This is a genomic window from Streptomyces sp. 3214.6 (assembly GCF_900129855.1).
GTDB classification, from domain to species: Bacteria; Actinomycetota; Actinomycetes; order Streptomycetales; family Streptomycetaceae; genus Streptomyces; species Streptomyces soliscabiei.
On the sequence record NZ_LT670819.1, the window covers coordinates 7,171,358 to 7,191,866 of the forward strand.

Below are 20,509 nucleotides of genomic sequence, written 5' to 3' on the forward strand. Positions count from 1 at the left end.
TTGGCACATGGACGTCAGCGGCAGACGGACCGACGCGACCGTGCTCGTCGTGGACCCGACGGCGGCGGGACGGTTCGCCCTGGGCGCTGTGCTGCGCCGGGCAGGCCACCAGGTCGTCGCGGTCGGCACCGGCGCCGAGGCGCTCGTCGAGCTGGACGTACGGCTGCGCAAGGGCACTCTGCCGGACGTGGCCCTCGTCGACGTCGGCCTGCCCGACATGAGCGGCTTCGAGCTGTGCCGTCGGCTCAAGGGCCGACCGCACATGGCCGGTCTGCCCGTCGTGCACTTCTCGGCCGGCGAGGCGGCCCCGGGCGACCGCGCCGAGGGACTGGCGGCGGGCAGCGAGGCCCATCTGGCGATGCCTGCCGCGCCCGAGGAGATCGACGCGGTGGTCCGGGCCGCGGTGCGGGCCGCCCGGCTGCGGGCCGACGACCAGGCGGCCGCGCGGCGGCTGGCGTCGCTGTCCGAGACGATCGTCACCATCCAGGCGGCGCGGTCCCCGCAGGAACTCGCCGACGCCGCCGCCGAGGGCGCCGCGCGGCTCACCGGCACGCCCGCCGCCGCGTTCGTCCTCGGACCGGACGACGACCTGTACCGCGGGGCCTCCCGGAACCGCACCTCGCTCGCGCTGCCGGACACGGGCGCCCACCGGGCCGTGATCGCCCTGCTGCGCCGCCTCGCCCATGGGCAGGCGGGGGTGCGGATCACCACGGTGGCCGCGCCGCTGTGGCCCGCCGGGTTCTTCCGGCCGGGGGTGCAGCACGACGCCCGGCTGGTGCTGATCCCCACCCAGGACGGCCGGGCCGCGGTGTGCCTGGCCACGCCCACCCGCGAGGTCCGCCGGGTGGACCCCGAGCAGGAGTCCCTGCTGGCGCGGCTCGCGCAGGCCGCCGTCCTCGCCGCAGAGCCGCTGCTCATGTACCAGGTCGAGCGGCATGTCGCCCTCACCCTGCAGCACAGCTTCCTGCCCCAGCCGCACCGGCTGCCCGAGCTGCCGGGCGTCGACGTCGTCGTCCGCTATGTGCCCGCGTCCCGGGAGACCGAGATCGGCGGCGACTTCTACGCAGCCCTGTGTACCGACGACGGGGTACTGACCGCGGTCGGCGACGTCGTCGGGCACTCGCTGGAGGCGGCCACCGTGATGGTCGAGATCCGGCACGCGCTGCGGGCCTACTGCGTCGACGAGAGCGACCCGGCGGTGCTCGCCGAGCGCCTCGACCGGATGCTCCAGCGCTACCACCCCGAGGTCACAGCGACCGTGTGCCTGGTGCTGCTCGACCCCGGCACCGGACGGGCCCGCATCGCCAACGCCGGCCACATCCCGCCGCTGATCGTCCGGGACAACCGCAGCGCCGACTACGCCAAGGCGGCCGGCCCACTGCTCGGCCTGGGCGTGCCCCACCCCCCGCCCACCGAACTGTTCCTGGAGCCCACCGATCGGCTCCTCATGGTCACCGACGGTCTGATCGAGACCCGGGGCACCGATCTCGCGGTGTCCATGGAGCACCTCCGCGCGGCCGCCACCGGCGCCATGCCGGGCCTGGACGCCCTCTGCGACACCCTCCTCACCCACTTCGGACACGACCGGGACGACGACATCGCCATGCTGGCCCTGCGACTGACGGCTTAGGGCCTGTCCGGCGGATCATGCCGCAGACGCGACTTGATCCGCCGGACAGGCCCTAGGCTGAGCCCAGTTTTCGTCCTAGCAGGGGAGTGTTCATGCCGCAGATCACCGTCGACTACTCGGACACGATGGCGTCCGCCTTCGACCTGGCCGGATTCGCGCGGGCCCTGCACACCTCGGTGGTCGAGATCGCGGCCGCCAAGCCGGAGGCCTGCAAGACCCTGTTCCGTCCCGCCCCCTTCACCGCGTTCGGCTACGACAAGCCCGAGGAGCTGGGGCACGCGGTCGTCCACGTCACGCTCGGCCTTCTGGCCGGCCGCACCGACGAGACGAAGACGAAGCTGACCGAGACCGTGCTGGAACTGCTGCGCGAGCACGTGACGGGCGACGGTTTCGTGCTGCACGCCTCCGCCGAGGTCCGCGACCTCGACCCGTCCTACCGCAAGTACGAAAGCTGACTTATGAGGCGAGGGCGATGAGCCGGGTGACCAGGTCGCCGAAGGGGCCGTCGGTCGGCTCGCCGCCCAGCACGGGGCGCAGCAGCGCGCGCACCTCGTCGTCGTAGGCGGCGCTGACGGCGGTCAGCGCGGCGAAGTCGTGCACGAGCTGGATCTCCAGCTCCTCGCGCGGGATGCGCCGCCCGTCCAGCCAGATCAGCGCGGTTGACTCGGCGAGCGAGATCCACGAGCGGACGATCAGTTCGAGTCGCGGCGGCGGATCGGTGATGGCCAGATGCGACAGGATCTGCTCGTAGGCGATCTGGCGTACGGAGTCGATGAGGGCGTTCGTCGTCGAGGAGCCGACCGCCGGGCCGCCCCGCATCAGGGCGGAGAACCCGGGACCGTGGGCGTCGACGAAGTCGAAGAACCGGCGCATCACCCGCAGCAGCCGGGCGCCGAGCGGCCCTTCGTGCGGCTCGGCGAACCGACCCGCCAGATCCTCCGACGCCCGCTTCAACGCGGCCTCGTACAGGCTGAGTTTGCCGGGGAAGTAGTGGTAGACGAGGGGGCGCGAGATGCCCGCGGCCGCGGCTATCTCGTCGATGGAGACCTCGTCGGGCGAACGCTGGGCGAACAGTTCGAGGGCGACGCCGATCAGCTGCTGCCGACGCTCCTCGACTCCCATTCTGCGACGAACCCCGGTAGTCATGCGAACACCTTACCGATCGAATCCGGCCCCGAACGGACACGACCGGCCCAGGTGTTCACCCTGATCCGTCACTTTTCGCGCTCCGCGTCAGCGCAGGCCGCTGATCGACCGTCCGTCCGTCAGCCTGCCCTTCAGGCCTGCCTGGGCGCCCTGCTTCGCCGGGACCGTCAGGTGGTTGCCCTGCCCCGCCCCCCGCACCCCGCCGGTGGACCGGATGGACGCCGTGTCCTTGTCGCCGGCGGCGAGCAGGTACCAGTCGCCGCCCTTCGACTTCCACAGCACCCCGGCCAGCACATGCGGGTCGCGCGGCCCGCACGCCGGCACATCCCCGGCCTTCGCCACGGCCGCCCCGAACAGCCCGCCCGGCGTGTGGAACTGGGCCAGCACCCGGCTGCCGTCGCCCCGCCAGGTCTCGGCGCGGGTGCACACCCAGGCCGCCGAGCCGTTCGCGTCGGGCAGCTGCTGGCGGGTGTACGCCCACGCGTTGACCGTCCGTACACCCTGTCCGCGCGCGTCGGCCAGCGAGCAGGCGAACGGGGCCCAGGTCCGCAGCGCCTCCGTGTCGGTCGCCTCCTTCGGTGCGGTCGGGCGGCCGGCGGTGAGGCGGGCGGGGACGAGTTCGCCGAGGTCGCTGAGGAGGTGGGCGCCGGAGGCGTCCGTCAGCTGGAGCACGTTCCACGTCGTGCACGCGCCGGTCTGGGTGGCCGGACTGGCCAGCGGCGAGGTGATGCCGTCCGTCAGCGTCAGCTCCATCACCCCGGCCCCCGGCTTCGACAGGTCCCGCTCGCCGGCCTTCGTCACCCAGGGGGCCGTCAGATAGCGGACGTTGCCGTCGGCCCGGTCCAGCACCAGCGCGCTCGCCTCGGCGCCGGTCGCGCCGTCGACCCGCGCGAAGTCCAGGGCCGCCCCGGCCGTCCCGTCCTTCGGCTCGGCGTAGCGGGCGATGCGCAGACCGTCGTAGAGGATCACCACGCGCGCGTTGTCGGCGTCGCCCGCGTAGAGGAGCTGCGGCGGTCCGGCGGGGCCGCCGAAGGGGGTTTCCGGGGTGGCGGAGACGCGGACCTTCTCGCCGGGGCGGGCCCAGACCGCGAGGGCGCGGCGCAGCAACGCGGTGTCGCCGGTGAGCGGGCCGCGCGCGGGCCAGGCCGAGAAGTCGGTGCGCGCGGAGGTCTTCCAGGCGGCGGGGGAGACCTTCACCAGCCGCCCGGGGTCGAGTGCGGCCTCGGCGGCCGGGTTCTGCGCGTACACCGGCGCGGCCGCCCCGTCGGGTCCCCAGCCGCCGCCGGGCAGCGCGACCAGGGCGCCGCACACCGCGAGGGCCGCCGCGGCGGCGAGCGCCGCCCTGCTGTGCTGGCGGCGGCGCATCAGATCGGTGGGGCGGGCCTGCAGCGAGCAGGCGTCGAACTCGGGGGAGTCGAGCAGCGCGTACTGCGCGGCGGGGAGCCGGCCGGCCTCGCGCAGGGCCCCCTCCACGTCCTCGACGCCGGCCTCGGCCAGGACCTCGCGCACATCGCCGTCGGGGAGCTTCTCCAGGCCGCGCAGGACATAGGCGGCCCGGGCCGGCCCCGACAGGGCGGACAGGCGCTGGTCCAGGGCGAGTTCGTCGGCGCCGCCGGAGCGCGGAAAGAGCCGCAGACCCCACACCTGGGGGAGCAGCGGCGGGAGTTGCGCGCGCTTGGGCCACGCCCGCAGCGTCAGCGGCAGCCCCGCCTCCAGCGCCGTACGCACCACCTGGAGGCGGACGTAGGCGTATCCGGGGTCGCCGTCACGGCCGGTGGACTGGGCCGGGATGACGGGGGCGCAGGCGCGGCGCCGGGGCAGGGCGCGCTGGGTGAGGGCGTGGGCGGTCAGAACGCGGCGACCGCGGCCGAGGCCGGGCGGCAGCACCAGATAGGCGAGCCGGACCAGACGCGGGTAGTGCTCGACGAGCGCGGCCTCGGCCTGCTCGACGTCGACGCTCGGGTCGGTGGCGGAACCGGGTGCGGGGCGCGGGGCGACATCCTGTGACTGCACGTCCAGCAGAACGAGCGAAACGGTGGATGGTCACCGCCGCGTGGGTCAGCCCTCCACGAGTGCCTTCGCATAGTTCGCCATCGAGCGCTGGTAGCGCGGCAGATGGGGTGCCAGCGCGCCGAGGACCAGGGACAGGCCCTCGCGGTCGCGGCCCAGGCTCGACAGGCACAGCGCCAGACAGGCGCGTACGGCGTCGTCCAACTCATCGGACGGGCAGTCCAGTTCGGGGGTGAGGAGTTTGACGCCCTCCTCGGCCTGTCCGATGTTGCGCAGGGAGCTGGAGAGCTGGATCTTCGCCCGACGGCCCTTGTAACCGCTCACGTCGCTCAGGCCGCGGGCGATCGCCTCCCGGTACAGCGGGGCGGCCTTGTCCGAGTGGCCGGTGGAGTCCCAGGCACAGGCCTGCTCGAAGAGGCCCAGCGGGCTGTCCTCGGGGAGTTCGGCGACGAGCGTGTCGATCACGGCCCGGAACTCGGCGGCGCGTTCTTCCGGATAGTCGTCGAAGCTGGCCCAGGCGGCCGTCACGCGATCTTCCCAGTCTTGGTTCACCGGCCCATCTTGGCACAGGCGTGCCCGGTGGGACGCCGGTATTTTGAGCGGACCGTGCGCGGGAGCCGTATCCAGAGCGAGGCTCTTGCAGGGAGGAACAGATGAAGGTGACCCGACCGATGCTCGCGGCGGCGGCCGCCGCGGCGGCGCTGCTGCTGACGGGATGCGCTTCCGGCGGCAAGGAGGAGGCCGCCGTTCCGGAGACGGCGACCGGCAGCCTGGAGCACATCGCCTCCGAGGTGAAGTGCACCCCCGACATGCAGACCGACGCCGACGAGCTGCGCCAGGCGCTCTGCAAGAACGACGCCGGAAAGTTCATCCTGCTGACGTTCGCCACCGACCGAGGCCAGCGCGAGTGGATCAACGGAGCTAAGGACTACGGCGGTCACTACCTGGTCGGCCGCAAGTGGGTCGCCGTCGGCGAACAGACCAGCACCGTGACGACGCTGCGCAAGACGCTCGGCGGGGACATCGAGGAGGGCACGGACCACTCCGCGCACGCCTCGCACGAGGCCTCGGACGGCGCCACGCACTCCGGTCACTGAACGCGGTAACGCGGGCAGCACAAAGGCCGGCGGTGAGGAAATCCTCACCGCCGGCCTTTCAGTGTGTTACTTGCACTTCTTGCCGGTGTTGATGCAGTTGACCATCTTGTTCATCAGGTTCGTGGAGAAGAAGTTGATGAAGTCGTTGTGGTCGGTGATCGGCTTGTGCAGGTTCTCCGGGAAGCTGTCCACCGCGTACGGCTTCACCACGGTGCCGTTCTGGAGCTTCGGGGCCGGAACGTTGTAGACCAGCCGGACCTGAAGCTGCGGGATCGCCTTGAAACCGTTGGCGCAGGAGCCGTCGGCCTGGGCGAACGCCACGTGCGTGCGGTGGTTGGCGCTGTCGATGTTCTTGCCGTCCCAGCAGCTCTGGAAGTTGGTGGTGCGGACCACCTGGCTGCCCTGCGGGCAGATCGGGTACTTGTCGTGCAGCTGGACCTTGTTCTCGAAGCCGGTGCAGGACCAGTTCACGTTCGCGTTGGCGTTGCCGTTGACGAAGGCCTTGGCGTCACCGGTGATGATGCGCAGGGCCGTCGGCATCGCGACGACGTTGCCCTTCTTGTTGCCGACGAACTTCAGCTGAGCCTGGGCGGGCAGCAGGATCTTGCCGACGTTGCCTTCCTTGCCACCGCCGTCCTTGTTCTGGTCGAAGTCCTGCGTGCCGTCCTGGACACGGATGACCGGCCAGAAGTACGAGGACTTGTCGCCCTGGTTCTGGCAGCTGGTGCCGGCCCCGGCCAGTTCCTGGTCGCTCGCGAAGGCGTCGTTGTTCTGGTTGCCGACGTAGTCGTGCAGGTGGTGGGCGCCGTTGGCGACACCGGGGGCGACGATCACGTTGTCGGTGTTGTGGTTCTTGTTCTGGTTGGTGCCGCAGTTCGAGGTGAAGGTGCCCCTGGAACCGCTGTTGCCGTTCGCGGGCAGACCGTTCTGACCCACGCCCAGCTGCGCGTTGCCCTGGACCTTCGTGATGTCCACGAAGTCCGCGGCGACCGGGCCGTTGCCGCCCTGGCCGTTCTGCTGCTGGCCGCCGTTCTGCTGGCCGCCGTTGTTCTGGCCGCCGTTCTGCTGGCCGCCGTTCTGCTGGCCGTTGTTGTTCTGGCCGCCGTTGTTGTTCTGGCCGCCGTTCTGCTGCTGACCGCCGTTGTTCTGCTGGCCGCCGTTGGCCTGGCCGGCGTTGGTGTTGTTCGCCCCCTGCGTGGTGCAGGCCGCGAGCTGGCTCAGCTGGTTGTTGAACTGGCCGCCGACACGCTGGATGTCGATCCGGATCCGGTCGATCGTGGCGGCCCGCTTCTCCTTGAGGGGGCCGGTGATCGCGTTCTGCACGAACCCTGGGTCGTTCGCCTGTGCCTGGCGCGTGGAGGCGAGCCGGGCGTACGCCTCGGTGATCTGCTTGTCGAGGTTCGCGAGCTCGGTCGCGACGCCCTGCTTGGCACGGTCAGGAACGTTCGTCAGCTTCTGCCCCACATCGGGGCAGGAGATCGTGGCGACCTGTGCAGCCGCGGTGGCGGCATAGGTCGAGTTCTGGCCCGAGTTGTTCGAATCATCTGCCGAGGCGTAGAAGTTCGCCCAGATCAGCCCGCCCCCGCCGAGCGCTAGGGCCGCCGATGCTGCCATGGCCTTCGTGGCCATCGACGAACGGCGTTTACGTGTGTTGCGTCCCATCTGAACTCCTCTGACTTCCTTGCGGGGCAGCACCGAGGCGCCCGACAGGAGTGAAGCTGCCCCCTCACTTACGAACGTCGCCCCAGAGGTGTTCAGCCTTCTCAGAAATTGATGAGAGGTCCGTACGACAAACCGGCCCCAACGCCCCCACAGCGCACACCAGTTAAGGCGCTCACCGGTCGCGGTCCAGATAGGCCAGCACCGCCAGTACCCTGCGGTTGTCGTCGTCGGAGACCTCCAAACCCAGCTTCAGAAAAATATTGGCGGTGTGCTTGGCGACGGCCCGCTCGGTGACGACCAGTTTGGCGGCGATCGCCGCGTTCGACCGGCCCTGCGCCATCAGTTCCATGACCTCCCGTTCGCGTGGAGTGAGCCGGTCCACCGGCCCCTGGCCGTCGCCGGACCGCCGGGCCAGCAGCTGCTGGATCACCTGCGGGTCCATCGCGGTACCGCCCCCCGCGACCCGGCGTACGGCGTCCACGAACTGCTCCGCGTCGAACACCCGGTCCTTCAGCAGATAGCCGACCCCGCCGCTGCCGTCGGCGAGCAACTCGCGTGCGTACAGCTGTTCGACATGCTGGGAGAGGACCAGCACCGGCAGCCCCGGCTTCTCGCGGCGGGCCTGAAGGGCGCACTGCAGGCCCTCGTCGGTGTGCGTGGGCGGAAGCCGGACGTCGACGACGGCGACGTCCGGCTCCAGTTCGGCGAGGGCCCGCTCCAGTTCCGGCCCGCTCTCCACGGCGGCGGCGATCTCGAAGTCGTAGGCCTCCAGCAGCCGGACGAGACCGTCCCGCAGCAGGAAGAGGTCCTCGGCTAGGACAACACGCAAGGGATCTCCATGGTCACCATGGTGGGACCGCCGGCAGGGGAGCTGACGGCCAGGACGCCGTCGAATGTACCCAGTCGCCGCTCGATGCCGGGCAGGCCCGAACCGGACCCGATGACCGCGCCGCCCTTGCCGTTGTCGGTGACGGAGATCCGCAGATGGCCGTCCGTGTGGTGCAGGTCGATCCAGATCCGGTCGGCGCCGGAGTGCTTGACGGCGTTGGTGAGCACCTCGCTCACCGCGAAGTAGGCCGCCGACTCCACGGGCGCCTCGGCCCGGCCCGGGAGTTCCACGGTCACCTCCGTCGCGAGGGGCAGCCGCAGCGCCAACGCCCGTACGGCATCGCCCAGTCCACGTTCCGCCAGCACCGGCGGGTGGATGCCGCGCACCAGGTCGCGCAGTTCGGCGAGCGCCTCGGCGGACGACTGGCGGGCCTGCGCGAGCAGCTCCTTGGCTTTCCCCGGGTTCTTGTCGAGGAGCATCTCGACGGTGCCGAGGTCCATGCCCATCGCGACCAGCCGGGCCTGGGCGCCGTCGTGCAGGTCCCGCTCGATGCGCCGCAGCTCGGCGGCGGAGGTGTCCACGGCGTCCCGCCGCGTCTCGGTCAACACCCGCACACGTTCAGCCAGTTCGGCCTGACTGGGGGTGAGCATGGCCCGGGTGAGACGGAAGTGTCCCTGGAACGCGCTCACGGCGTACCGGTGCGCGAAGACGAGGATGACCGCGCCCAGAGCGGCGGCGGCGAACGCGGAGACCTGCCCGCTGACCGGCACGAAGGTGTACCAGTAAGGGCCGTCGGAGGCGCCCTGCACCCGCCACAGCCCGGCCGCCAGCGCGAACCCCTCCAGCGGATACAGGACCAGGACGGTGGGCGCGAGCGCGGTCAGGAACCCGGCCGTCATGTCCACCGGCAGCCACCGCAGGTCCCGCCAGGTCGCCGGGTCCCGCAACAGCGCGGTGGTGCGCGTCCACGGGTTGGCGGTGTCGGGCAGCGGCCGGTACGCCGACGCGATGCGCACCCCGCCCCACTGTTCGGCGAGTGAGCGCCGCCGGTCGGCGTAGGCCCGCACCCCCTTCACCACCCACGGCGTGGTGACGAGCCCGACCCCGATCGGTATCAGCGCCAGCGAGACAAGGGAGAGGGTGAAGCACAGGACGGCCGACGGCAGCGCCACGACGGCCAGCACGAGTCCCCGTGCGGCGGCGAGGGCCATGCCGCGAGCCCTCGAATCCCTGCCGTCGCTCTTCGTGTTGGTGTTCATGACGTCAGTCTGTCCGAGCCTCGGGCCGCCGGTCACTGGCCCGAAGCCCCCGGTCGGGAGGTGGTGCCAGATACACCTTCACGGCCCGCCGCACCCGCCCCCGCCGCCGGGGCGAACCTCGCTCACCTGCGTTGATCAGGCGCTGCCGCTCTCCTCCTGCGGCCGGATCCCCCGGACCGTCCCCAGCGCCTTCGCCTCCACCTCCGGGGCCAGGCCCAGCGGCGGCCGGTCCGGCCGCCGGGGCGCCGTGCCACCGATCGACGTCAGCCAGGTCCAGGTGTCGGCGACGGTCTCCTCGACCGGACGGCAGGCGAGCCCGGTGGCCACCGCCCGGGAGACGTCGGCGGCGTGCAGGGCGTCGTGCATGTCGGTGCCCGGCGGCACCCACACGGGCAGCTCGGTCCACGGCGCGATGCCCGCGTCGAGGACGATCTCCGGGGCGGTCCAGCGCAGTTCGGCCGATGACCCGGTGGCCTTGACGCAAGCCTCCAACAACTCGCCCATGGTGGCGTGCCCTTGACGGCTCATCAGGTTGTACGGTCCGCTCAGCTCCCGCTCGACCGCCCCGAGGATCCACTCGGCGAGATCGCGGACGTCGACGTACTGCAGGGGCAGGTCGTGCGGGCCGGGCGCGAGGACCGGGCCGCCGCGGGCGATCCGGGTCAGCCACCAGGGCAGCCGGCCGACGTTCTCGTGCGGGCCGAGGATCAGCCCGGCCCGCACGAGGACGGAGTCCTGCGCGCCGAAGGCGTCGACGACGGCCAGCTCGCCGCCGCGCTTGTCCCGGACGTAGTCCGTGTGCTCGGCGTCGGGCTCCGCGCCCTCGACGACGACCGCGTCCTCGGTGTAGCCGGCCGGCGGGGCCCATGTGTACACCGAGCAGCTCGACACGTACACATACCGGCGGGCGCGGCCCCGCAGCAGCCGCGCCGCCTCGTGCACCGCGCGGGGCGCCGCCGACCAGGTGTCGACGACGGCGTCCCAGGTTTGCGCTGCGTCGGCTTCCCCTTCGCCTTCCCCTTCGGTGCGGGAGGCGAGGGCGTCGAGGCCGTCGGGGGCAGTGCGGTCGCCGGTGAGCGACCGTGTTCCGGGGACGGGAGCGTGCTGTCCCCGGTTGAGGACCGTCACCTCCCAGCCGCGCCCGAGGGCCGCCTCGACGACGGCCCGTCCCGCGAACTCCGTACCACCCAGCACCAGAAGTCTCATGCCGGTGACTCTGCCCGGCCGGGACGCGGGACGGAACCTTCCTTAGCTGAGGGCAGAGAGGGTCAGCGGCCGGTCGGCGGCGTGTACTTGTAGCCGACCCGGCGCACCGTCTGGATCGACTGGCGGTGCTGCGCGCCCAGCTTGCGGCGCAGCCGGGCGACGTGGACGTCGACCGTGCGGCCGTCGCCGACATGGCCGTAGCCCCACACCGTGGTCACGAGCTGGTCGCGGGTGTGCACCCGGTTCGGGTGCGCCACCAGATGCGCAAGCAGCTCGAACTCCAGGTAGGTCAGGTCGAGTTGCCGCCCGTCCACCTCGGCGGTGCGCTGCACGGCGTCGATCCGCACGAGCGGGGCACCGGCGCCCTGCTGCGTTGCCGTCCCCGTCCCCGTTGCCGTCCCCGTCCCCGTTGCCGTCCCCGTCTCCGGTGACGGGACCGGGACCGGCTGGAACGGCTGCTGCTGGTCCGCCGGGATCAGCACCAGGTAGCCGACCATCGCGGGCCGCCCCGGCAGGCTGGGCAGGGTGTGCTGCGGCGCCGGCAGCCAGGTGGCGCCGGGCGGAAGGAGATCCGCGACCTGCACCACCTCGTCCGGATCGACGGCCCGCAGTCGGTGCCGGGAGGCGTTCTGGATGGGGGAGACAGGAGAGACGGGAGTGACGGGGGAGGGGAGAGCGGCAGAGGAGAGAGAACGAGTGGTCGCCATGAGAGGTCAGCTCTTTCGCGCGAGAAGTTCGTCGGGAGGGACGTACGTCGTCTCGCGTCGGCCGAAGGCCGGGGTGTACGGCTTTAGAGGGCCGACGCGTTCGTCGCGCGGCAACACACCCGGTCGAAGTCGTGGTGCTGACGGGAAGGCCAGAACGGCTCGAGGTCATGGCGACCCGTCGCGGTGTACTTCTGGAAGCTGGCCATGGCCCCATTGAAGCAGACACCCGCCCGTTACAGGAGCCTTCTCTCACAGCTTGGACGCTTCCTTGCCGTGACGTCGGCGTCAGTCGACGATGCGGGCCGTCGCCAGCAGGTTCCGGACGGCGTCGCGGACCACGTAGTCCGGGTGCAGGGCGTCACCGCACATGAGGTCGGAGATGATCCGCCGGGGCGCCTCGGCCGCCTGCCGCAGCGGGTCCACGGCGAAGCGGGGGAGGAGGCCCATCTCCGTCAGCGTCACCAAGGGGTGGGGTGTGCCGGAGTAGAACCTCGTCCACTCGGCGGCCTGCCGCGCCAAGGGGCCGACGGTGTCCTCGGTGCGGCCCGTGACACGCCAGACGGCCAGGGCGGCGAGGGGCGATCCGGCCGCGAGCTCTTGCTCAAGACAGGGCAGCAACGGGGCGGCGGCGGGGCCGAGTTCACGCGCGCAGTCGATCACCGGGCCCAGGAACCCGGCGCTCATCTCCTGCCGGACGAAGGACAGGGCGAGACCGGGGTCCCCGCTCACCCGGTGGTGGGCGACGGCGGCGGCCCCCGAGACCGAGGAGTGCTCGCGGTCGAGCACGCAGGCCCGCAGCGCCCGCTCGGCGGCGTCACCGGCGGCGGGCCCCAGCCGGCCCAGTACCGCGACCGCGGCCGCCGGGTATCCGGTGCCCGTGCGGGCGAGCAGCCGGGTGAGCTCCTCGACGCCGTCCACCGCCACCTCGGGGAACCGTGCGAGGACCTCCAGCAGATGGGGCGGAGCGTCGCCGAGGCGCCGGACCACGGCCCGGGCCACGGGCAGAGCCTCCGCCCCGAACTCCTCGGCCACCGCGATGGCGGCGCGGAAGGTCTCGTACGGGCGGGGCTCCTCCTCGACGAGCCGTACGGCCTCCTCGACGGCTGCCGGGGCCAGCGTCCGGGCGAGCGCGGTGACCGCCGCCGCCCGCAGCGCCGAACCGTCGGCGGCCAGGTACGGCAGCACGTGCTCCCGCACGCGCGCGTGCAGGTCCGGCGGCAGCGAGCAGGTCAGCTGCGCCAGCCGGAACAGCTCCCAGGCCTCGCCCTCCATGTCGCGCAGCGCCCAGGGCAGCACGTCGGCCTCGCGGTCCCGCCACTGGTCGGCGATCTCGAAGGCGAGCGGTACGCCCCCGGCGAGGGCTCGCAACGCGGCCTCGGGATCCTCCAGGAGCCGGTCGGTGAACAGCTTGTGCGGCGCCGGCCACCGGGCCCTGTCCGGCTCGTGCGGATCGGCCGCGTACGCCCGCGCGCAGTGGTCCACCAGCGCGCCCGGCAGGGGCAGTTCGGCGGTGCGCAACAGGTCCTCGGCCGCGGCGAGTGCCACCCTGGGCTCGGGGTCGGTCAGCAGCTCGTGGCGCCGGTCCTCGTCGCCGTCGTCGCCCAGCAGCGCGAGCGCCGTCACCACCTGCCCCCGCACCTGCGGGTCGCTCTCCTCGACGAGCCAGGTCCGCAGCAGCGGCAGCAGTGGCAGGGCGTGTTCCCGGCCGCACCCGGCGATCAGCAGCACCATGGCGCTTCGTATGTTCGCGTCGCGGTCGTGCGCGAAGGAGAGCAGGGGCGGCAGCGCCTCCGCCACGGTCTGCCGGACCGGTTCTGGCCCCTCGTGGTACTCGGCGGTTCTCGCGAGATCGCCGAGGAGTTCCAGCAGGTCGGTCCGGTGGCCGGGCAGCTCCACGGCGAGCCGGGCCAGCCGGGGCACGGCGCGGGCGGCGGCCGCGTAGAACTCCTCCTCACCGCGCCAGATCGAGGAGCCCAGCCAGTCCAACGCCTCCTCGCGTTCGGCCGCGTTCCCGGACTCCATCGCCCGCATCAGGCCGGGCACGTCCCTCGCCAGACCGCACGCCCGCGCCGATCTCCGCCCGTCCACCCCGTCACTCCCCATGGCAGCGCACGATACGCAGAAGGGGCGCCCACCGTGAGGGTGGGCGCCCCTGTCAGGGAAAACCGGGGATCAGACCTGGCCGGCCTTCTCCAGCGCCGAGCAGCAGGTGTCGACGATCAGACGCGTCACCAGGTACGGGTCGACGTTGGCGTTCGGACGGCGGTCCTCGATGTAGCCCTTGCCGTCCTTCTCGACCTGCCACGGGATACGGACCGAGGCACCACGGTTGGAGACACCGTAGGAGTACTCGTTCCACGGGGCGGTCTCGTGCAGACCCGTCAGACGGTCGTCGATGCCGGCGCCGTAGTTCTTGACGTGGTCGAGCGGCTTGGAGCCCTCGCCGAGCGACTCGCACGCGGTGATGATCGCGTCGTAGCCCTCGCGCATCGCCTTCGTGGAGAAGTTGGTGTGCGCGCCGGCGCCGTTCCAGTCGCCCTTGACCGGCTTGGGGTCGAGGGTGGCGGAGATGCCGAAGTCCTCGGCGGTGCGGTAGAGCAGCCAGCGGGCCACCCACAGGTGGTCGGAGACCTCCAGCGGGGAGACCGGGCCGACCTGGAACTCCCACTGGCCGGGCATGACCTCGGCGTTGATGCCGGAGATCGCGAGACCCGCGGCGAGGCAGTTGTCCAGGTGCGCCTCGACGGCCTCACGGCCGAAGATCTCGTCCGCGCCGACGCCGCAGTAGTAGCCGCCCTGCGGGGCCGGGAAGCCGCCCTTGGGGAAGCCGAGCGGGTAGCCGTCCTGGAAGAACGTGTACTCCTGCTCGATGCCGAAGATCGGCTCCTGGGAGCCGAACTTCTCGGCGACCTCGACCAGCGCGGCACGGGTGTTGGACTCGTGCGGCGTCATGTCGATGTTGAGGACCTCGCACAGGACGAGGACGTCGTCGCCGCCGCGGATCGGGTCGGGGCAGGTGAAGACCGGCTTGAGGACACGGTCCGAGGAGTGGCCCTCGGCCTGGTTCGTGGAGGACCCGTCGAAGCCCCAGATCGGCAGCGCGTCCAGACCGGCGGGCTCACCCGCGATGATCTTGGTCTTGGAGCGGAGCTTGGCGGTCGGCTGGGTGCCGTCGATCCAGATGTACTCAGCCTTGAAGGTCACGGGCCACTTCCTTCGGGGGTGTGTCTGACGCACTTGCGGGTGCTGCGGCGCTGCGGCACTGGGGCGCCGCCTGTTTGCCCGGCAGCTTGTCAACAGGCGATTTCCCGATCATTGCTCGAATGTGAACCCCGTGTTACCTGGATGGTTCTGTGGTGCGGCTCACCTCTCGGCCCCCCGGACGTGCAGGTCCTGCTGCTCGTGGCCGCGAACAGCAGGACCGGTGACACGTACGAGGCGACGGCCCGGCGGGCCCTCCGGTGCGGGGCCCTCCGGTACGGGTCGGCGCCTCAGCGGGATTGTTCGCTCCTGAGGCTCACCCCACCTTCTCGATCACGGCCCGGCGGATGAGGAACTTGCCGGGCTCACGGACCTGTTCGAAGGCCGCGTTGTTGAGCAGGACGCAGCTGCCGGAGACCGAGGTCACCTCGACGGTCGTGGACTTGTTGTTGTCCAGGTTGGTGACCTTCAGCTTGGTCCCCGCCGGGAACTGGTTACTCGACGCGGCCGGGGCACCGCCCTCTCCGGAGAGGGTGACCGTGGACCCGTTGCAGACCTGCCGGCCCGAGGCGGCGGCACCGCCGTTTCCCGCGTTACCGGTGTTTCCGGCAGTGCCGGTGTTTCCCGCGGGGGTGGAGGCCGCCTGCGAAGGCTGCGTCGCCTGGGAGTCCTGAGCCGACTCCCCAACGGTGCAACCGGACGCCTGCTGCTGGACCTTGATCTGTGCGATGACCGCCTCGCGGTTGGCGATCCGGGCCGTCGACTGGGCGTCGGGATCGGCCCGTTGCCCGTCGATGAACCTCTGGTTGTTGCCGAGGGCGGTGGCGAGCCCCTGGCAGACGTTGGAGTCCGCGGCGGCCAGGGGCTTGGCGTTCTGCGGTGTCTGAGCGGCGTTCGAGGTGCTCGCCATGGCGAAGGCGCCACCTCCCGCCACCGCCGCCGCGCTCACCAGCAGCGCGATCTTCTTCTTCGTACCGAGACTTCTCCTACGCGGCATGCGCGCCTCCTGAGAGGTTGGGGAGCGTACGCCGCTATGTACGAGATACCGAACGCGGTTACTCAGCGGTTACAGGAGTCAGCGGAAGTGACGTGCGTCACGTGCCGTGGTCACCCTTGGCCGCCCTGGCTGCCGATGCCGCCCTTGCCGCCCTTGCCGTCCTCGTATGCCACGACCGTGTCGTTGACGTGCCGGAGCAACCCCTCCGTCTGGGCGGTGAGTTCGGCCTCACCGCTCTCCACGCCGTCGCCCCACTGCCCGTTCGCGAAGACCACCGAGCGGACGGTCATCACCCGTCGGAAGACCCCCGCCGAGCCCGGCGGTACCGTCGGCAGACCGGCCTCCGGGGGCGGGTCGAGGGAGACGACCTGGTACGTCACCGGGTCCATCGAGGCCATCGCGAACACCCGCGAGGCGTCCTCGACCCGCGCGAAGCTGAGCACGGTGACCGTCACCTGCGAGCGCCGGTCGGCGTCCGTGAACAGGGCCGCCGTCAACCGGGAGCAGGGCTTGCCCTGTTCGATCAGCTGGGCCAGCTCGGGCGACATGCCCCGGGCGCAGTCGGTGGTGGTGGCCAGATCGACGCGCGTGAACCGGGAGCCGTCCTGTAGTCGGACGCCCGTCGAGGGGAACGCCTGCTCCGGCCGGATGATCGGGCGGGCGAGCAGGGAGGGGAGCGAGCTCGGTGCGTCGGAGGGAAGGGTGATGTCCACGGAAGGGGCGCCGGCCGCCGGGGGAGCGGAGGCGGCCCGGCTCACGTCGTTCCGGTCCCCGCCCCTGCCCCCGCCGCCGTCTTCGTCCGCGATCAGTGCGGCGCCGGCGGCGATGGCGGCGACGAGGACGACGCCGGTCCCCGCGACCGCCGTGCGCCGGGTCCGCCGACGCCTGCGTATCCGCTCCTGCTCGGCCGTGAACTGGGCGTACGGGTCCGGCGGCCCGTACGGGAATCCTTGATCACCGAAGGTCATGGCGGCGGAGAGTAACAGCGTGTACGGCCTCGACTCCCGCCGCCCGACAAACCGCTGACCAACCGACAAACCGCTGGCCAACCGACAAACCATTGGCTATCCGACGATCCGCTGGCCAACAGCCGAACCGTCGACTGACCGGCTAACGGACAGGGCGTCCCGAACGGCGTCGTCGGTGCGGGCCACCAGAGCGGTGCCGTCGTCGGCCGTGATGATCGGGCGCTGGATGAGCTTGGGGTGTGCGGCGAGCGCGCTGATCCAGCGTCCGCGTGCGCTCGCGTCCCGCGGCCAGTCCTTCAGGCCGAGTTCCTCGGCGGCGGCCTCCTGGGTGCGGGTGATGTCCCAGGGTTCCAGGCCGAGGCGGTCGAGTACGTTCCTGATCTCGTCCTCGCTCGGCACGTCCTCCAGGTAGCGGCGGACGGTGTAGTCGGCGCCCTCGGCGTCGAGGAGTGCGAGGGCGCTGCGGCACTTGGAACAGGCGGGGTTGATCCAGATTTCCATGCGTCACACGGTAGCGGTCCAGGTCGCCGAAAGCCCTTGTGATCAGGGGCGATTGTCAGTGGTGGGCAGTAGAATAGAAGCAGTGTTCGAGGGTTCGCCGGAGGTGCCGGCCGGACCCTGACCGCGACAGGAGGATGCCTGTGCCCGCTGCCGCACTGAAGCCGAAGCCGTTGCCGACCCAGTCCACCGCGAAGCGTCCCGTCCAGCTCGATCTGCCCTATGTGCCCGTCAAGAAGCGGCCGTTGCCGCCGGGGCGTCCGCGCGACTGGTACGTCATGCACAACCGCCGCCTCAAGGCGATGCGCCTCGCCATCGCCCTGCTCGACCTCGGGGTCTACATGCCCAACCAGGCCCGCAACGAGAAGATCCGCAGCACGGCGCAGCTGATCGGCGTTCACCCGCCGTCGGACACGACGTGCCACATGGTGCGAGCGCTGTTGCGTTACTCGCGGTGAGACGGGCGCCGGGCGCCGCCGCTCATGACGGCGCCCGGTCCCGGCACGGCCCAGTGAGCCAACCCGGACCTACCCCGCCACCTGCCCCGCCGACTGCGCCGCCAACTCCTTCTCCACCGGCGTCCGGAACCTCGGCGTCACCCGGGTCGCCCCCAGCCACGCCCCCAACCGCTCCGCCTCCGCTTCGATCGCCGCCTTCGCGTCGCCGCCCACGCCCTCCTCGTCCAGGATCTGCCACACGATCCGCCCGCCGGGGCGCTGGGCCCAAGCCCCCACCACCCGGCCGTTCCACCACACCGTCGGCCCGACGTTCCCGCTGTAGTCGAACAGGGCGGGGCGCAACTCCGGGGCGAGGTACCAGTCCCGGCCCTGCCAGCCCATCGCGGTCGGGTCGAGGGCGGGCAGCAGGGCCGCCCACGGTTCCCCGGCGCCGGTCACCGGCTCCTCGTCCCCCTCGACGACGTACCCCGTGCCCTCGTCCAGCGTCACCGCCCGTGCCCCGATCGCCGTCAGTGCCCGGCGGACGTCCGTGACCCGCCAGCCCGTCCACCACTTGAGGTCCGCCTCGGTGGCCGGGCCGCACGCCGTCAGCCACTGTCTCAGCAGCTCCGACTGGGCGTCCGCCACCGGGAGTTCGGGGTGTTCGGGGGCCACGGCCCAGCGGAACTGGCTCGACGTCCACGAGCCCAGGGGACGGCCCCTGACCACCTTGCCCTCGACGCCCAGCACCTTCAGCAGGCGCGTCACCACGGTGTGGACGCCCTCGTAGCTCTTCCCCGCCGCGTACACGAACTGCTCGCGCAGGCGCGGCTCCTCACGGGACAGCTCGGCCGCCGTCGCCTGGCCGAGCCGGGCCAGGGCGGCCAGCGCCGACTCCTCGACCTCCTTCAGCCAGGCCGCGTCCGGCGCACCGGCCTTCGCCATGTCCTTCACCAGGGTGGCCCGCTCCCGGGCCGCGACCGCGAGACCCGTCGAGGCGTGCACGACGGCCGTCAACTCCGTCGGGAACACGAAGACCGTGTGCCGCATCCCGTGCATGCGCACCAGGCTCCGGTCCACGTACAGCGCCCGGTCGGTGTCCGGCACGGTCGCCGACGCGTCGGCGAGGCGGGCGCCGACCGCCAGATACACCGTCGCCGGGTCCGAGCCGTGCAGGGCGACGAGCGCGTCGGCCACCGCCTCGGGCGTCGCGACCCGCGCCCCGGGGGCCAGCCGGTGCCGTAGAGCCAGTCTGGCCCGCCGCTCCGCCACCCCGATGTACCGCAGCCCGTCACCCATCCGGCCTCCACCCCTCGTCGCTGTCCGCTTCCGGCACGCGTCTTCCGGCACTCGTCCCTGTCCGCATCCTGCCCGACGCCACTGACAGTCGGGCCCGGCGCCGTCATCACCCGTTCGCCGTACCCGGAATGCGGGGGCCCCGCTCCCGGCCTTCACTGCGAACAGGAAGCCGCAGGCACTGTGCCGACCGGGAGGCAGGCGTGATGTGCAGGAGACACGGATGACCGCCCCCGACGAGCGTGCCCGGCGCGGCAGGGACGCCCGCAGACGCGTCTCCCGCTCCGCCCACGCCGCCTGGCTCCCGCCCGTCGACCGGCCCGACCCAGTCGCCGTGCTGGAGCGGCAGGGCCGGGACCGGCTGCCCGAGCTGCTGCCGGTCCGCTACGGGCGGATGGCCGACTCGCCCTTCGCCTTCCTGCGCGGCTCGGCCGCCGTCATGGCCGCCGATCTGGCGGCACAGCCGCACACCGGCCTGACCGTCCAGCTGTGCGGGGACGCGCACCTGCTCAACTTCGGGGTGTACGCCTCCCCGGAACGGGCCCTGCTCTTCGACCTCAACGACTTCGACGAGACGTTCCCCGGCCCCTTCGAGTGGGACGTCAAACGGCTCGCCGTCTCCGTCGCCGTGGCCGGCCGCGAGAACGGCCACCCCGAGACCAAGGTGCACCGCGCCGCCCTGGAGTCCGTGGCCGCCTACCGCACCGGCATACGGCGGCTCTCCCGGCTCGGCGAGCTCGCCGTCTGGTACGAACACATCGATGCCGACCAGCTGGTGCCCCTGCTGCGCTCCGCCCGACGGCGCAAACGGGTCGAGGTGAGCCTCACCCGGGCCCGCCGCCGCACCAGCCTGCAGGCCCTCGACAAGCTCACCGAGGTCGTCGACGGACACCGCCGCATCATCCAGGACCCGCCGCTGCTCGAACCCGCCGGCGCCTCCGACGGCGCCTCCCTGCGGAAGATCTTCAGCGACTACCGCTCCACCCTCGCCGAGGAGCGCCGCGCGCTGCTGGACCGCTACCACTTCGTCGACGCCGCCCGCAAGGTCGTCGGCGTCGGCAGCGTCGGCATGCGCTGCTTCATCGTGCTGCTCACCGGCCGCGACACCGACGATCCGCTGTTCCTGCAGATCAAGGAGGCCCGCGAGTCCGTCCTGGAGGAACACCTGCCGACCGGCCCCTACGTCCATCCCGGCCACCGGGTCGTCGCCGGGCAGCGGCTGCTGCAGGCCGCCGGCGACATCTTCCTCGGCTGGATGACCGGGCCGCAGGGGCGCGCCTTCTACTGGCGCCAACTGCGCGACATGAAGGGCTCCGCCGCCGTCGCCGGGATGTCCCCGGCCGACCTCCTGGTCTACGCCCGGCTGTGCGGCACCGCCCTGGCCCGCGCGCACGCCCGCTCCGGTGACCGTCTCGCCATCGCCGGCTACCTGGGCGGCTCCGACACCTTCGAACGCGCCGTCGCCGACTTCGCCCTCGCCTACGCCACCCAGACCGCCGCCGACCAGGCGACGCTGGCCGCGGCGATCGACGCGCGGGTGGTGACGGCCAGGCCAGGAGTATGAGG

At 71.9% G+C, this 20,509-nt stretch carries 19 protein-coding genes; 5 read left to right on the plus strand and 14 right to left on the minus strand.

Annotated elements, in window-relative coordinates:
* Positions 1 to 7: 7 nt before the first annotated feature.
* Both B5557_RS32425 and B5557_RS32430 read left to right on the plus strand, forming a co-directional pair.
* Positions 8 to 1,630: a fused response regulator/phosphatase gene (locus tag B5557_RS32425; RefSeq protein WP_079665128.1), complete on the plus strand. Its 1,623-nt coding sequence runs from the start codon at positions 8 to 10 to the stop codon at positions 1,628 to 1,630.
* Positions 1,631 to 1,722: 92 nt separating this feature from the next.
* Positions 1,723 to 2,085 carry a 5-carboxymethyl-2-hydroxymuconate Delta-isomerase gene (locus B5557_RS32430; protein ID WP_079665129.1) on the plus strand — a complete coding sequence of 121 codons (363 nt, stop codon included), beginning with the start codon at positions 1,723 to 1,725 and terminating at the stop codon, positions 2,083 to 2,085.
* A gap of 1 nt (position 2,086) precedes the next feature.
* Here the strand turns inward: B5557_RS32430 and B5557_RS32435 are convergent, their stop codons facing one another.
* From B5557_RS32435 to B5557_RS32445, 3 genes are all read right to left on the minus strand, one after another.
* Positions 2,087 to 2,776 (minus strand): TetR/AcrR family transcriptional regulator, encoded by a 690-nt coding sequence (locus B5557_RS32435; protein WP_099937511.1) that lies wholly within the window; start codon positions 2,774 to 2,776, stop codon positions 2,087 to 2,089.
* An 87-nt stretch (positions 2,777 to 2,863) separates the two neighbouring features.
* On the minus strand, positions 2,864 to 4,789 hold the full coding sequence (locus B5557_RS32440) for a hypothetical protein (RefSeq protein ID WP_079662782.1): 1,926 nt from the start codon (positions 4,787 to 4,789) through the stop codon (positions 2,864 to 2,866).
* A 45-nt stretch (positions 4,790 to 4,834) separates the two neighbouring features.
* Complete coding sequence (locus B5557_RS32445; RefSeq protein ID WP_231976108.1) at positions 4,835 to 5,338, minus strand: tetratricopeptide repeat protein; 504 nt, start codon at positions 5,336 to 5,338, stop codon at positions 4,835 to 4,837.
* A gap of 101 nt (positions 5,339 to 5,439) precedes the next feature.
* Here B5557_RS32445 and B5557_RS32450 point away from each other — a divergent pair, with 101 nt between their 5' ends.
* Positions 5,440 to 5,883 (plus strand): hypothetical protein, encoded by a 444-nt coding sequence (locus tag B5557_RS32450; RefSeq protein ID WP_079662784.1) that lies wholly within the window; start codon positions 5,440 to 5,442, stop codon positions 5,881 to 5,883.
* A gap of 66 nt (positions 5,884 to 5,949) precedes the next feature.
* Here the strand turns inward: B5557_RS32450 and B5557_RS32455 are convergent, their stop codons facing one another.
* The 10 genes from B5557_RS32455 to B5557_RS32500 all read right to left on the minus strand — a co-directional run bounded on the left by B5557_RS32455 (position 5,950) and on the right by B5557_RS32500 (position 17,213).
* Positions 5,950 to 7,545 carry a DUF1996 domain-containing protein gene (locus B5557_RS32455; protein WP_079662785.1) on the minus strand — a complete coding sequence of 532 codons (1,596 nt, stop codon included), beginning with the start codon at positions 7,543 to 7,545 and terminating at the stop codon, positions 5,950 to 5,952.
* A gap of 172 nt (positions 7,546 to 7,717) precedes the next feature.
* A complete protein-coding gene (locus B5557_RS32460) occupies positions 7,718 to 8,374 on the minus strand; it encodes a LuxR C-terminal-related transcriptional regulator (RefSeq protein WP_079662786.1) in 657 nt (218 codons plus the stop codon).
* The gene (locus B5557_RS32465) at positions 8,359 to 9,633 is read right to left on the minus strand and encodes a sensor histidine kinase (RefSeq protein WP_079662787.1); all 1,275 of its coding nucleotides are present in this window, start codon (positions 9,631 to 9,633) and stop codon (positions 8,359 to 8,361) included. The genes B5557_RS32460 and B5557_RS32465 overlap by 16 nt, the downstream gene beginning before the upstream one ends.
* A gap of 135 nt (positions 9,634 to 9,768) precedes the next feature.
* On the minus strand, positions 9,769 to 10,839 hold the full coding sequence (locus tag B5557_RS32470) for an NAD-dependent epimerase/dehydratase family protein (protein ID WP_079662788.1): 1,071 nt from the start codon (positions 10,837 to 10,839) through the stop codon (positions 9,769 to 9,771).
* Between the two features lie 62 nt (positions 10,840 to 10,901).
* Positions 10,902 to 11,546, minus strand: a complete 645-nt coding sequence (locus tag B5557_RS32475) for a winged helix-turn-helix domain-containing protein (protein WP_079662789.1) — start codon at positions 11,544 to 11,546, stop codon at positions 10,902 to 10,904.
* Positions 11,547 to 11,831: 285 nt separating this feature from the next.
* Complete coding sequence (locus B5557_RS32480; RefSeq protein WP_143688264.1) at positions 11,832 to 13,649, minus strand: HEAT repeat domain-containing protein; 1,818 nt, start codon at positions 13,647 to 13,649, stop codon at positions 11,832 to 11,834.
* Between the two features lie 69 nt (positions 13,650 to 13,718).
* The gene (glnII, locus tag B5557_RS32485) at positions 13,719 to 14,750 is read right to left on the minus strand and encodes a glutamine synthetase (RefSeq protein WP_079662791.1); all 1,032 of its coding nucleotides are present in this window, start codon (positions 14,748 to 14,750) and stop codon (positions 13,719 to 13,721) included.
* A 313-nt stretch (positions 14,751 to 15,063) separates the two neighbouring features.
* Complete coding sequence (locus B5557_RS32490; protein WP_079662792.1) at positions 15,064 to 15,744, minus strand: hypothetical protein; 681 nt, start codon at positions 15,742 to 15,744, stop codon at positions 15,064 to 15,066.
* 110 nt (positions 15,745 to 15,854) lie between these two features.
* The gene (locus B5557_RS32495) at positions 15,855 to 16,712 is read right to left on the minus strand and encodes a hypothetical protein (RefSeq protein WP_231976109.1); all 858 of its coding nucleotides are present in this window, start codon (positions 16,710 to 16,712) and stop codon (positions 15,855 to 15,857) included.
* A gap of 96 nt (positions 16,713 to 16,808) precedes the next feature.
* Complete coding sequence (locus B5557_RS32500) at positions 16,809 to 17,213, minus strand: arsenate reductase family protein (protein WP_079662793.1); 405 nt, start codon at positions 17,211 to 17,213, stop codon at positions 16,809 to 16,811.
* 140 nt (positions 17,214 to 17,353) lie between these two features.
* Here B5557_RS32500 and B5557_RS32505 point away from each other — a divergent pair, with 140 nt between their 5' ends.
* A complete protein-coding gene (locus tag B5557_RS32505) occupies positions 17,354 to 17,668 on the plus strand; it encodes a hypothetical protein (RefSeq protein WP_079662794.1) in 315 nt (104 codons plus the stop codon).
* A gap of 69 nt (positions 17,669 to 17,737) precedes the next feature.
* On the opposite strand, the gene B5557_RS32510 is transcribed toward B5557_RS32505, so the two are convergent.
* Positions 17,738 to 18,946 (minus strand): winged helix DNA-binding domain-containing protein, encoded by a 1,209-nt coding sequence (locus tag B5557_RS32510; protein ID WP_079662795.1) that lies wholly within the window; start codon positions 18,944 to 18,946, stop codon positions 17,738 to 17,740.
* Between the two features lie 220 nt (positions 18,947 to 19,166).
* Between B5557_RS32510 and B5557_RS32515 the strand changes: the two genes are divergently transcribed.
* A complete protein-coding gene (locus tag B5557_RS32515) occupies positions 19,167 to 20,507 on the plus strand; it encodes a DUF2252 domain-containing protein (RefSeq protein ID WP_079662796.1) in 1,341 nt (446 codons plus the stop codon).
* The last annotated feature ends 2 nt before the right edge of the window (positions 20,508 to 20,509 follow it).

What these genes read in the sequence shown, in the direction of transcription:
- B5557_RS32515 (WP_079662796.1), top strand. Translation starts at nt 19,167, where the DNA reads ATGACCGCCCCCGACGAGCGTGCCCGGCGCGGCAGGGACGCCCGCAGA.
- B5557_RS32500 (WP_079662793.1), bottom strand. Translation starts at nt 17,213, where the DNA reads ATGGAAATCTGGATCAACCCCGCCTGTTCCAAGTGCCGCAGCGCCCTC.
- B5557_RS32450 (WP_079662784.1), top strand. Translation starts at nt 5,440, where the DNA reads ATGAAGGTGACCCGACCGATGCTCGCGGCGGCGGCCGCCGCGGCGGCG.
- B5557_RS32475 (WP_079662789.1), bottom strand. Translation starts at nt 11,546, where the DNA reads ATGGCGACCACTCGTTCTCTCTCCTCTGCCGCTCTCCCCTCCCCCGTC.
- B5557_RS32430 (WP_079665129.1), top strand. Translation starts at nt 1,723, where the DNA reads ATGCCGCAGATCACCGTCGACTACTCGGACACGATGGCGTCCGCCTTC.
- B5557_RS32495 (WP_231976109.1), bottom strand. Translation starts at nt 16,712, where the DNA reads ATGACCTTCGGTGATCAAGGATTCCCGTACGGGCCGCCGGACCCGTAC.
- B5557_RS32465 (WP_079662787.1), bottom strand. Translation starts at nt 9,633, where the DNA reads ATGAACACCAACACGAAGAGCGACGGCAGGGATTCGAGGGCTCGCGGC.
- B5557_RS32425 (WP_079665128.1), top strand. Translation starts at nt 8, where the DNA reads ATGGACGTCAGCGGCAGACGGACCGACGCGACCGTGCTCGTCGTGGAC.
- B5557_RS32470 (WP_079662788.1), bottom strand. Translation starts at nt 10,839, where the DNA reads ATGAGACTTCTGGTGCTGGGTGGTACGGAGTTCGCGGGACGGGCCGTC.
- B5557_RS32435 (WP_099937511.1), bottom strand. Translation starts at nt 2,776, where the DNA reads ATGACTACCGGGGTTCGTCGCAGAATGGGAGTCGAGGAGCGTCGGCAG.
- B5557_RS32510 (WP_079662795.1), bottom strand. Translation starts at nt 18,946, where the DNA reads ATGGGTGACGGGCTGCGGTACATCGGGGTGGCGGAGCGGCGGGCCAGA.
- B5557_RS32455 (WP_079662785.1), bottom strand. Translation starts at nt 7,545, where the DNA reads ATGGGACGCAACACACGTAAACGCCGTTCGTCGATGGCCACGAAGGCC.
- B5557_RS32480 (WP_143688264.1), bottom strand. Translation starts at nt 13,649, where the DNA reads ATGGGGAGTGACGGGGTGGACGGGCGGAGATCGGCGCGGGCGTGCGGT.
- B5557_RS32490 (WP_079662792.1), bottom strand. Translation starts at nt 15,744, where the DNA reads ATGCCGCGTAGGAGAAGTCTCGGTACGAAGAAGAAGATCGCGCTGCTG.